The organism is Sporomusa intestinalis, from assembly GCF_055383785.1.
The window spans coordinates 3,398,842-3,410,792 of the sequence record NZ_AP042390.1 but is presented as its reverse complement, the minus strand read 5'-3'; the positions used below and the strand labels follow the sequence as shown (position 1 = coordinate 3,410,792).

General features: G+C 50.7%; 8 protein-coding genes. 5 read left to right on the top strand and 3 right to left on the bottom strand.

Translation table 11 applies throughout. The features are described 5' to 3' along the window. The first annotated feature begins 66 nt into the window (after window positions 1-66). The 5 genes from ACZ481_RS16080 to nifJ all read left to right on the top strand — a co-directional run bounded on the left by ACZ481_RS16080 (window position 67) and on the right by nifJ (window position 8,772). Window positions 67-1,458, top strand: coding sequence for an MATE family efflux transporter (locus ACZ481_RS16080; RefSeq protein ID WP_464766364.1), 1,392 nt, complete (start codon window positions 67-69; stop codon window positions 1,456-1,458). Between the two features lie 366 nt (window positions 1,459-1,824). Further along, window positions 1,825-3,069: an NAD/NADP octopine/nopaline dehydrogenase family protein gene (locus ACZ481_RS16075; RefSeq protein WP_464766363.1), complete on the top strand. Its 1,245-nt coding sequence runs from the start codon at window positions 1,825-1,827 to the stop codon at window positions 3,067-3,069. A gap of 174 nt (window positions 3,070-3,243) precedes the next feature. Continuing rightward, window positions 3,244-4,416, top strand: a complete 1,173-nt coding sequence (locus tag ACZ481_RS16070) for an iron-containing alcohol dehydrogenase (RefSeq protein ID WP_464766362.1) — start codon at window positions 3,244-3,246, stop codon at window positions 4,414-4,416. Window positions 4,417-4,468: 52 nt separating this feature from the next. Then, window positions 4,469-5,170, top strand: coding sequence for an ethanolamine utilization protein EutH (eutH, locus tag ACZ481_RS16065; RefSeq protein ID WP_464770643.1), 702 nt, complete (start codon window positions 4,469-4,471; stop codon window positions 5,168-5,170). Between the two features lie 80 nt (window positions 5,171-5,250). Beyond that, window positions 5,251-8,772, top strand: a complete 3,522-nt coding sequence (nifJ, locus tag ACZ481_RS16060; protein WP_464766361.1) for a pyruvate:ferredoxin (flavodoxin) oxidoreductase — start codon at window positions 5,251-5,253, stop codon at window positions 8,770-8,772. 269 nt (window positions 8,773-9,041) lie between these two features. Here the strand turns inward: nifJ and ACZ481_RS16055 are convergent, their stop codons facing one another. The 3 genes from ACZ481_RS16055 to ACZ481_RS16045 form a co-directional block, all read right to left on the bottom strand. After that, window positions 9,042-10,013 (bottom strand): ornithine cyclodeaminase family protein, encoded by a 972-nt coding sequence (locus ACZ481_RS16055; protein ID WP_464766360.1) that lies wholly within the window; start codon window positions 10,011-10,013, stop codon window positions 9,042-9,044. An 87-nt stretch (window positions 10,014-10,100) separates the two neighbouring features. Next, the gene (locus tag ACZ481_RS16050) at window positions 10,101-11,153 is read right to left on the bottom strand and encodes a proline racemase family protein (RefSeq protein WP_464766359.1); all 1,053 of its coding nucleotides are present in this window, start codon (window positions 11,151-11,153) and stop codon (window positions 10,101-10,103) included. A gap of 72 nt (window positions 11,154-11,225) precedes the next feature. Continuing rightward, the gene (locus ACZ481_RS16045) at window positions 11,226-11,936 is read right to left on the bottom strand and encodes a helix-turn-helix transcriptional regulator (RefSeq protein ID WP_464766358.1); all 711 of its coding nucleotides are present in this window, start codon (window positions 11,934-11,936) and stop codon (window positions 11,226-11,228) included. Between the last annotated feature and the right edge of the window lie 15 nt (window positions 11,937-11,951).

Genomic DNA, 11,951 nt, shown 5'->3' with positions numbered 1-11,951 from the left:
AGTGGCTTGCTGGGTGAAGGCTGGACAGCACCGGCAAAAATGATCAGTTGTGTTAGGAGCGTTTGCATGAGTCAGACAAATGGCACTGGGAAAGAAAAACAAAAGCAATTTATATTAAACGAAAACCTGTGGCAAGTGATGTTCAGTTTATCGTGGCCGGCTATTCTGGCCATGCTTCTCTATGGTTTGAATGCGGTTGTTGCCGCCGCTTTTGTTGGTCAATACGTGGGTGAGACCGCCTTGGCCGGCGTTTCCGTGGCTTATCCGCTGACCCAAATCAGTGTGGGGTTTGGCCTGTTCCTCGGGGTGGGCGCCGGTGCTGTATTGAGTATTGCCATTGGCCGTGAGGACAAAAGCACCCAGGCCAGATTGCTGGGAACAGTCAATTGTCTTTCCTTGCTTGTAACTGCAGTGTACATGGCAGTCGGGCTGGTTTGTTCGTCCCAACTGGTAAAAATCATGGGCGGAGCCGGCGAAGTATTAATTCTGGGAGACCGTTATTTTAAGATTACGGTGCTCGGCGCGTTTTTTTGGATCTATGGCCTGGCCGCCAATATGATTGTCCGCGCTGAGGGAAAAATGAAGGCGGCGGCAGTTATCATGGGGATTGGACTGGCGGTGGATGTGCTGGCTAACTATGTGCTTGTCGCCGCACTGCATCTGGGCGTGGCCGGGTCCGCCTGGGCAACCAATATAGGGATGCTGGTGTATACACTCCTGGGCTGGGTTTACTTTGGCAAGGGCTTTGCTTCATTCAAAACCAGGATTTTTTCATTTTGCTGGGATATGACAACGGTAAAGTCAATTTTACGGTTGGGCCTGTCTTCCCTCATTTCGGTGGTTATGACTCTGGCTCAGGGAGTGGTTATTTTTAACGCCCTGGCGCAATATGGCACCGTCCTGGAGACTGCCTTTTATGGCGTAGTCTACCGGATATTTGTCTTTGCGCTTACGCCGATCTACGGGATCATGCAGGCGCTGAAGCCGGTCGTTGGCATAAACTATGGGGCCGGCCAATATGAGCGGGTCATTCATTCCTATAAATTGTTTACGGTTGGCTCGATATTGCTGGCTCTGCCGTTCTGGGTTCTCTCCATAACGTCTCCCGCCTTTATTTTGGGGTTGATGCTGCCTGATCAGGTGTTTAGCAGCCCACAATTGCTGCATTTCCGGATTTATATGGCGATTATGCCTTTATTGGCGGCTATTTTCATGGCGATGAGCTTTTTCCCGTCTATTGATAAAGGGAAACCGGCAGTCATCATTGGCCTTGCCAGGCAACTCGTTTTCTATATACCGGTCATGCTGATTTTACCCAGGATGATGGGGGTTGCGGGTATTTATTATGGATCACTGGCGATCGATGCGATCATTGTGCTGTGGACTGTGGTCATGGTAAGAAAAGAGTTTTCCCGCTTAAGAGCCCAGGATAAATCAGTTGCGCCGGGGGTTTCATGACCGGCAACCGGAGAGAACCGCAAGGGCTGTAGTTATATTTATTAGCACTATAACAAATAGTGCTTTTTTTCATCCCCTGCAGACAGTTCCTCCTCTTTTGCAAAAAGACGAAGAACGGCAAAGAAACGATGAAGGGGGGAACATCCTCATAAAGGGGGCGATGCTAAAATATAAAATACCAGGAGGTTGAGAACGTTGATTGCTATGCTGGCTTTACACCTTACATGACATCTTGGATAGCACTCATTAGGAAGGAGGTGAGATGCGGCAAAAAAGCGGCGAAAACCGGCACACAACATAAAACACGTTGCTGTTACAATTAGTTTAAAAATATCAATTTGTTATCTGGGAAAGGGGTAATCAATTATGTATCTGGAATATGCACAGGAAAAACCGATAGCCATTCTTGGCGCCGGCGGCGTAGGCAAGCCCTGCGCGGCTGACTGCAAGCTAGCCGGCCGGGAGGTAAGGCTGTGGGATGATCCCCGCTTTGCACCAAAATCGCTTAAGAATGTGGAAAAGACGGGTATTAAACTTAGCGGCCCGCAAACCAACGGCGTGATGTTTGACCGCCTTGGTGTGGCTCATATGGATATGGTCACTGACGATTTAGCCAAAGCGGTAAAAGGCGCGGGACTTGTGGTGGTCACAACAGTGGCGCTTGGACACCAGGCGCTATTTGAAAAGCTGATTCCGCTCCTGGAGGATGGCCAGATTGTTCATATCATCCCTGATAACTATGGCACCTTGTTGCTCCGCAAGATGATGCGTGAAGCAAAAAGCACGGCAAAAGTTATCGTTGGCGGCTGGGGAACCTCGCCTTATGGCGCGCGTGTTCTGGTTAAAGGTGGTCTTAGCACTAATGAGGTTAATATCGGTGACCGCGTACTCTTAATGAGAGGTGCTGCTATCCCGGCAACTGATAATGCAGTGTTTGTCGAATCAGCCAAACATTTTCCGCCTTTTGATCCCTGCACATATGCTTCAGATCTTGAAGATTTCGGCTATCAGACAGGCGATACGGTGTTAGACGTTTCTCTTTCCAATATCAATCCTGTTATCCATGTTCCGGGCGCAATCTTAGGTGCTGCCGTAATGCAGAACTTTACCCTGTTTGGTCAGAAGATGCAGAATTATTCGTTATATGCCCACGGACTGTGCCCGGCTACTGCTGAGGTTCAGGTGGATTTCTGGAAAGAGACCGTTGCTGTTGCCAAGGCTTGCGGCACAGATATTGCTCCGGTTGACACAGACTATTTCTTCTGCCGCAGCTCCATCTATGGTCCTGAATACATGGGTAAGGGGTATAAAATTCCCTTTGATTATGATATGCGTTACAGGCAAGAGCCTTATGGCGATGGCCCATTCTCCCTTGAGAACCGCTATATTACGGAAGATATTCCGATTGGCTGCTATTTGATCAGTCAGTTAGGCAAAAAATTCGGGGTTGAAACTCCCGTCATTGATGCCATGATCACCCTGGGCTGCTCGATGCTGAAACGCGATTTAATGAAGGATGCCGGCTACGGCCTTGCATATCTTGGCATTGCGCATTTGAACCGCGAGCAATTGAACCGCTGGCTGCGTGAAGGCATCTATACGGAGGCGTAATAGGCTTTTATAAAAATTGACCCTGGGCTGCTGCAACTGATAGAGGACATGCTTGCTAACGAAAGCATGTCCTTGCGGTAGTAAGCGGCAAGAATAACAAGCCGGAAAAGAGCAAGTAAAATTCCCGGCTCCGTAAGCTTTTATTTCATTAAGTAAAATTAGGAGGTCTAGCTTATGAATAATTTCACCTTTTACAGTCCTACCTACTTCGTTTTCGGCCAAGGCACCGAGGAATCGGCAGGCCAACATGTTAAACGTTTCGGCGGCAGCAGGGCGCTGATTCATTACGGCGGCGGCTCTGTCGTGAAATCGGGCCTCCTGGACCGCGTGAAAGCCTCTCTGGCCGCGGCAGGCATAGAATACGTGGAATTGGGCGGAGTACAGCCGAATCCGAAAAGCGGTCTGGTTTACCAAGGAATCGAACTGAGCAGAAAAGAAAAGGTTGACTTTGTACTGGCCATAGGCGGCGGCAGTGCGATTGATTCGGCCAAAGCAATCGCCCTGGGCGTTCCTTATAACGGCGATTTCTGGGATTTCTACGGGGGCAGGCCCGTAACGGAGGCCCTGCCCGTCGGGGTGGTACTGACCCTCGCGGCTTCGGGCAGCGAAGGCTCCACCGACTCGGTTGTCACCCATGAAGACGGCATGTATAAAAGATGTGCGGACGGGGACGTCCTTAGACCCAAGTTCGCTATTATGAATCCGGAACTGACGACGACCTTGCCGCCCTATCAGACGGCCAGCGGCATTACCGACATTATGGCTCATTGCATGGAACGCCTATTTTCGCACACCAAGGATGTTGAGCTTACAGACCGTTTGTGTGAAGCGATTCTTTTGACCATGATCAAGGAAGGCAGGAGAGTCATGGCCGAGCCCGACAATTATGAAGCACGGGCCAATATCATGTGGGCAGGCATGGTTGCCCATAACAACATCACTGGCGTGGGCCGTGACCAGGATTGGGGAACGCATCATATGGAGAATGAATTGTCTACATCCTATGGCTGCTCCCATGGCGCCGGCCTGGCCATTCTGTTCCCGGCCTGGATGACCTATGCGCTGAAACAGGACCTTAACCGGTTTGTCCAGTTCGCGGTAAGGGTCTGGGGCTGTCAGATGAATTTTGAAGATCCCGAGGTGACAGCCAGAGAAGGGATTGCGGCCTTCAAAGCTTTTGTAAAATCGATCGGGATGCCGACGACTATCGGAGAAATAGGCGGGAAAGAAGAGGATATTCCGGCCTTGGTGAAAAACATGTTTCATAAGAGTCCGAATCACGGCAGCTTTCTCAAGCTTACGGAAGCAAACACCGCGGAAATTTATCGCTTGGCGCTGCAAGCATAGCCTGTCAGAAAGAAGCCAAAAGGTAGTGAACTCGTTTCAATAAAACTGAAACATTGTTGCTTCAGGTGGAGTAGAGTCTCCACCTGAAGCAACGCCGCCTATAGCGGCTGGGAGTAACAATGGCTTTTGGTATGGTCTGATGGCAGTGCCGGCAGGGCTCCTTGCCAGCGGCATGATGCTAATGCTGGACTGGCAAGAGCTTTTGGTCAATACCGGGCTTATTACCGGCGTATGTATGCTGCTGGGTGTTGGCTTTTTTAAGGCCGGCTATCTTCTGGAAAAGCTGCTGGGCATTGTTGGCGGTGTCATCCGCGCCGGCAGTCAGCTGCTGTTTGGTGTAATTGTCTGGCAGCTTTTTTTTCCGGAACAGGCGATACTGGACACCGGTGTGGTCTATGAGAGCTTGGGGCTGGTGATAAAGATAACCTTGATCATGGGCGGCGGTATGGTATTTTCCAATCTGTGCCTGCGCTGCTGCCGGGCTGCCAAAAAACTGAACATCAATGAGGCCTCAATGATGGGGCTGCTCCTGAATTCTGTCAATAGCCTGGCAATGCTTCCCCTGCTGGCCGCAATGGATGAACAGGGGAAACAGATCAATGGTGCCTTTGCGGTAAGCGGTGCCTATCTTTTGGGAGGCCAGATGGCGTTTATCGCAGCCATTGGTAATGAAAAAGTATTTTATGCGTGGTTTCTATCCAAGCTTGCTGCCGGCTCTTTTGCCGTATTCCTGGTGGCGGCGTGTAATTTGTAACAAGGCAGACAAATCAGTCAATAGAGGGTGTAAATAACCTATTCGCAGAAGCGAAATACAGGAGAGGAAGGGGAGCAGGTATGTCAAAAAAAACTGAAATAATGGACGGCAATACGGCTGCCGCATATATATCCTATGCCTTTACCGAGGTGGCCGGGATATTTCCGATCACGCCCTCGTCGCCGATGGCCGAATATGTGGACGAATGGGCGGCAAAGGGCAAGAAAAACATCTTCGGGCAGACCGTGGAGATTGTCGAGATGCAGTCAGAAGGCGGCGCGGCCGGGACCGTTCACGGCTCCCTCGGCGTGGGGGCTTTAACTACAACCTATACGGCGTCGCAGGGGCTGCTGTTAATGATACCCAATATGTATAAAATTGCCGGCGAACTGCTGCCGGGGGTGTTCCATGTTTCCGCACGCTCCCTCTCGGTCCATGCGCTGTCGATTTTCGGGGATCATTCCGACGTCATGGCCTGTAGGCAGACGGGGTTTGCCCTGCTCGCCGCCGCCAACCCCCAGGAGGTCATGGACATGGGGGCGGTCGCCCACTTAAGCGCCATCAAGGGACGGGTTCCGTTTCTGCATTTCTTTGACGGCTTCAGAACCTCCCATGAAATGCAGAAGATAGACACCCTGGATTATGCAGATCTCAAACCGCTTGTGGACATGGATGAACTGACGAAATTCAGGCAGAGGTCCCTCAATCCGGGACACCCCAGTACCCGTGGCACCACACAGAATCCCGACATCTATTTCCAGCAGCGGGAAGCGTCCAACCAGTTTCATGCAGCAATCCCGGCGATTGTCGAAAATTATATGAATGAAATCAACGCTCTGACCGGCAGAAACTACAAGCTGTTTGATTATTACGGCGCCCGGGATGCAAAATACCTGATTGTCGCCATGGGTTCGGTCAGCGATACGATTAAGGAAACCATCGATTATCTGCTGGCCCAAGGGGAAAAGGTCGGGCTTGTCAATGTCCACCTCTACCGGCCGTTCTCCGTGGAACATTTGCTGCAGGTCATCCCGGCCAGCGTGGAACGGATTGCCGTGCTGGACAGAACCAAAGAACCGGGGGCTGTCGGGGAGCCTTTGTATCAGGATGTCTGCCAGGCTTATTACCAGCTCAATAAACCCATGTTCATTATCGGCGGCCGTTATGGTCTGGCCTCCAAGGATACAACACCTGCCCAAATCATCGCCGTCTATGAAAACCTGCAGGCCAAAGAGCCAAAGAATAATTTTACAATCGGCATCCTTGATGATGTTACCTTTCTCTCGCTGCCGCAGCCGGAGGAAATTGACATCTCGCCTGCGGGCACGCTAAGCTGTAAGCTTTGGGGTCTGGGCTCCGACGGTACTGTGGGCGCCAACAAGAACACGGTCAAAATTATCGGCGAGCATACAGAACTTAATACCCAGGCATATTTTGTCTATGATTCCAAAAAATCCGGCGGGCTTACCCAGTCCCATCTCCGTTTTGGGAAAAAGCCCATCCGGTCACCCTATTTGGTAAGCACCGCCGATTTCGTTGCCTGCCATAATCCGTCCTATGTGACGAAATATGATATTTTAAAAGATCTGAAACCAGGCGGTATTTTTCTGCTGAACTGCCAATGGAGCGTGGCGGAACTGGCATATAACCTGCCTGACGCCATGAAAAAGGCCATCTGGCAAAAGCAGGTCCGGTTTTATATCATCAATGCCATTGATATTGCCAAGGAGCTGGGACTGGGCGGCAGGACAAATTCGATCCTGCAGGCGGCATTCTTCCAATTGGTGAATATTATTCCCATCGCCGATGCCATAGGCTATATGAAAGACGCCATCCAAAAAACGTACGGGAAAAAAGGCGGCCAGGTCATTGCCATGAACTGTGCGGCCGTGGACAAGGGAATCAGCAGTCTGGTCTGGGTGGCTGTGCCGGCGGCGTGGGGCCAAATAGCAGCGGTTAAGCCTGCTAATGAAAAGGCTATTCCCGAATTTATTGAAAGCATAGTCAATGTCATGAACCGGCAGGAGGGGGACAGCATCCCGGTAAGTGCCTTTGTCGGCATGGAAGACGGAACCTTCCCGGCAGGTACCACCGCCTATGAGAAACGGGGGGCGGCGGTGGATGTCCCCGAGTGGATCAGCGGCAATTGCATCCAGTGCAACCAATGTTCTTACGTTTGTCCCCATGCGGCCATCCGGCCCCTGCTCCTTGATGAACAGGAACGCAAGTCCGCCCCGGCCGGTTTGGCAACGAAAAAAGCCATGGGGAAAGATCTGGAACAGTATGAATACAGAATTCAGGTATCGCCCCTTGACTGCACCGGCTGCGGCAGCTGCGCCAATATCTGCCCGGCCAAGCAAAAGGCGCTGGTCATGATGCCGCTCTCAACCCAGCGCGACCAGGAACAGAACTGGGAGTACGCCGTTGACAAGGTAGCAGTCAAGCAAGAGGTGGACAAGGAGAAGTCGGTGAAATACAGCCAGTTTGCCGAGCCGCTGTTTGAATTCTCCGGCGCCTGCGCCGGCTGCGGCGAAACACCGTACATCAAACTGGTCACCCAGCTTTTCGGCGACAGAATGTATATCGCCAATGCGTCCGGCTGCTCTACGGCGTACGGCGGCAGCACGCCGGCGACGCCGTACACGAAAAATAAAGCAGGCCACGGACCGGCGTGGGCCATGTCGCTCTTTGAGGACTGTGCCGAATATGCCTATGGTATGCTCCTGGGTTCGGAGAAAATCCGCAAGATTATCAGGCAGCATGCGGAATATTTCGCGGCAAAAGCTGTTTTGAAAGCCGCCGCCACTCAGTGGATCGAAACCATGGGGGATGCCAAAAACTCAAGGCAAGCCTCGGCCGCCTTTGCCCAGGCTCTTGGCCACTACCGGGCCGAATCGGCAGCCGAGCAGGAGCGGATCGACTTTATCCTGGAAAACAAGGACTTTCTGCCGCATAAGTCCTACTGGGCCTTCGGCGGCGACGGCTGGGCTTATGATATCGGTTACGGCGGGCTTGACCATGTTCTGGCCTCAGGCCAGAATATCAACGTGCTGGTCCTGGATACAGAGGTGTATTCCAATACCGGCGGGCAGTCGTCAAAAGCCACTGCTGCCGGCGCCATTGCCAAATTTGCCTCTGCCGGGAAGGTGACCAAGAAGAAGGATTTGGGCATGATGGCCATGAGCTACGGCTATGTTTATGTCGCACAGGTGGCCATGGGCTACGATCAGGCCCAGACCCTGAAAGCCATTAAGGAAGCCGAGGCCTATCCGGGCCCGTCGCTCATAATCGCCTATTGCCCCTGCATTGAGCATGGTCTGAAAGCAGGCATGGTTAACAGCCAGCTGGAGATGAAAAAAGCAGTGGAAGCCGGTTACTGGCACCTGTATCGCTATAACCCGCTGTTTAAACAGGCCGGGAAAAATCCGTTCAGCCTGGATTCCAAAGAGCCGACTGCCGATCTGAAGGAATTTTTACGCGGCGAAGTCAGGTATTCTTCGCTGGAAATCGCTTTTCCCGATCGGGCCGGCGAACTGTTTGACAAAGCCGCGGCCGATGCCAGGGAAAGGCTGGAAAGATATAAAAAACTTGCCCAAGGGTGATTTTTTCCGCGTAGCGTAAAATCATTCCGGACATGATTCTCGGTTAATTTGCAGAACCCTTTTGACAGGCAGCAGCTTGATGATATCGAAAAGCTGTAATGCAAATATTGTGTGACCGCAAAGAAAATGGATCTAAGACGATTATTTGTCCAAAAACCCTGAATACCGCGCTGTTTTCGTTTTACGTGAACAGCGCGGTATTCTAAAGTGATTGTAAAAATGGAGTTGGCAACTTAGAGGTGTCTACGCAGCAATTTTGGACGACTGTTTTACAGCGGGGTGGCGTATTGGAACTGTTCATAGACAGCAATAGCAATTGATAAATCAAGTGCACCAGAGCCGTTGCTCTCGTACATAGTTATCTCCTTGTCGTTTTCGCGGCCAACCACTTTGTTTGTAAGCACATCTCCCACCGAACCGGTGACCTTTTCTTTTGTGATCAGTCCCTTATTAAAAGGAATCAGAATATCGCCGGCCACCTTCCATAACTCGTCCACATGTTCGGTAACTATTTTGTTCGCTTTCATTACGGTTCCTTCGTCCACCTCTTGCATGAAAGGGGTATAGGAACCGATTGCATTTAGATGGCACTCGGGGTTGAGTGAATCCGCGTGGAATACAGGAGTGGCGGAGGGGGTGCAGGTACAAATGATTTCAGAGTTTGCTGCGCAGTCATCGCCCGAGCTAGCCTTTATTATAGAATAGGGCCGGTTCTGCACTTCTTTTATCTGCTCGATAAACGTATCGACCCGCTTTTCGTCAATATCGTATACCCGTAACTCAGTGAGCTGGCGTATTTCCTGAATGGCTGCCACTTGGGTAAATGCCTGAGTACCTGTACCAATGATGCCAAGCTTTGTGGCGTTTTTCCGGGCCATTATATCAGTGGCTACTGCTGCACTGGCACCTGTTTTAATGGCAGTTAGATAGTTGGCGCTCATGATGCAAAGTAACTCACCGGTATCCGCACAATACAGACTGATTTGTGAATTTACGGTGGGTAATCCCTTGGTAGCGTTAGCGGGAAATCCGGTAGCGTATTTGACACCGAAATAAGGTAAATGCTTAGTACAGGCAGGCAGCCAAATAGCTGAATTATCATCGCCGCGTACATATAGTGTGATACGGTCACAATAAAAGATCAGTCCGTTAGAGCAATCCTCATGTGATTTTCGCACTATCGGAATGGCCTTGTAAATAGGTATCTCTTTACGCACTTGTTCTTCTGTTAAGTACAACATAGTTTCTCCTTTATGTATGAATAATGAATCGCCGACTGTGCAGTTTTTCAGAGTCGGCGATTGTTCAACTGAAGCGCAAGCTGGGCATCAAGCCCAAATATCCCCAACGGTGAAGCCGTTAATAAACGGATCAGTGGGATCAAGAATGTATGTACTGTAACCATAAATCCAGGACTGGCCGCCGACAGTGGGAACCACTGCGATGTAATCGCCGATCTTGGTCTCTTCCACAAGCTCGCCGGTATAAATATTTCCTAAAATACCTTCATGACGGAACTTTTGGTGGAGAGTCAGTTGTCCTTTGGCATGGAGAATTGCCATTTTTGCACAGGTGCCGGTGCCGCAGGGGCAGCGATCAAGCGCAGCATTCCAGGTAGCGGGATTGTTCAGATCAATGAACCCGCTGCCCACACGGACAGCGTTCTTCCGATCTGCATTAGGATTAGTAGTGGGGCCGGAGAGCTCTACATTGGTAATATTAATGCCCGGATAGTGAGGATGCGCAACAGGCAGCTGCTCCTGAGCGGCGCCTAAAATCAGAGAAGTTACGCGAGTGATTTGCGCTCCATGTTCAGGAATTAACTCCAGGCCCTTAAACTGGCGTATGTCAGCGATAACATAGAACATGCCGCCCCAGGCAACATCGACTGTTATCTTCCCCAGATGGGGAACGTCAATTTCCTTATCAAGATAAACAGCAAATGCAGGTACGTTCTTGAAAATAACCTGCGTGACCTTGCCATTGTGGCATTCCGCCTTGATGTGAATCAGACCGGCAGGGGCTTCCAACGTAAACTCAGTGATGGGCTCTTTCATAGGGATCATGCCGGTCTCCAGTAGAACGGTGGCAACCGAGATGGTATTGCCGCCCGACATGACCACATACTCGGTCTGTTCCATAATGATGTAGCCTGCTACCGCCTCAGGATGTTTTGGGGGAACAAGCAGATTGCAGCACATGGGGGGATAGCCGCGAGGCTCACGCAGCATCAGCATACGTATTTGGTCATCATTTTTTTCAAGCCATTTCATCTGTTCATACACTGTGTTGCCCGGAATATAGGGGACGCCTCCTGTTATAACACGCATGGGTTCTCCGGAATGCGTTTCTACTGCCTGAAACATCCGCTTAAAACTCATATCTTTCCTCCTCATAGGTAAGCCATATTCCTGTGATAAACTATAGTCACGACGAAAGAGGCCCGTACTATGCTATCCCGTCTTCCCGAAAAAAGTACAGTTGCGGTACTCCTTCGGGGTAACACCGGTCAGACTGTGGAAGGCGCGGGTCAGTGTGGAATTGCTGCTATATCCCACCATGGCGGCAATCTCCATGATGCTGAAGTCCGTAGTCTCCAGCAGTTCCTTGGCCTTGCTGATGCGAACATTGCGCAGATACAGGCTGGGTGGAAAGCCTGTCTGCTGTTTAAACCAGTCGTTAAAATAGGTGACATTGTAATTTTCAAGCTCTGCCAGCTGCGTCACGGTGATGGGCTGGTCATAGTATTCGCTGATATAGCGCATGGAGGCGGTTGAGCAGTTCTCAAGCAGCTTACAATATAAATAAGAATAAAGATGCTGAACTGCTTTACTGTCAGGACTCTGTTCGATCTCGATCCGAATCAAATTTACAAGCTGCAGCATCTGATCCCGGAGCGGTACAATAAGTGGATAAGACAGGATGCCCATATCCTTTTTATCGACCATGGACCGGGGAATATTGATGACCAGAAGGCTGCTAAAGAACTGGCACTGATGGAGCATAGCGGGCGGAATAAAGCACAGCTCCTGCGGGGTTACGTCATATTTACCGTCCCCGATCGAGATACGCAGTGTCTCCTCAAGCGGCATAATGATTTGTGGATAATCATGGGTATGCTGGCAACGGCACTCACTGCAAATATGAAAATCCAACCTGTTCATGGGAACCTCCTCATT

What these genes read in the sequence shown, in the direction of transcription:
- ACZ481_RS16045 (WP_464766358.1), bottom strand. Translation starts at nt 11,936, where the DNA reads ATGAACAGGTTGGATTTTCATATTTGCAGTGAGTGCCGTTGCCAGCAT.
- nifJ (WP_464766361.1), top strand. Translation starts at nt 5,251, where the DNA reads ATGTCAAAAAAAACTGAAATAATGGACGGCAATACGGCTGCCGCATAT.
- ACZ481_RS16070 (WP_464766362.1), top strand. Translation starts at nt 3,244, where the DNA reads ATGAATAATTTCACCTTTTACAGTCCTACCTACTTCGTTTTCGGCCAA.
- ACZ481_RS16055 (WP_464766360.1), bottom strand. Translation starts at nt 10,013, where the DNA reads ATGTTGTACTTAACAGAAGAACAAGTGCGTAAAGAGATACCTATTTAC.
- ACZ481_RS16075 (WP_464766363.1), top strand. Translation starts at nt 1,825, where the DNA reads ATGTATCTGGAATATGCACAGGAAAAACCGATAGCCATTCTTGGCGCC.
- ACZ481_RS16080 (WP_464766364.1), top strand. Translation starts at nt 67, where the DNA reads ATGAGTCAGACAAATGGCACTGGGAAAGAAAAACAAAAGCAATTTATA.
- ACZ481_RS16050 (WP_464766359.1), bottom strand. Translation starts at nt 11,153, where the DNA reads ATGAGTTTTAAGCGGATGTTTCAGGCAGTAGAAACGCATTCCGGAGAA.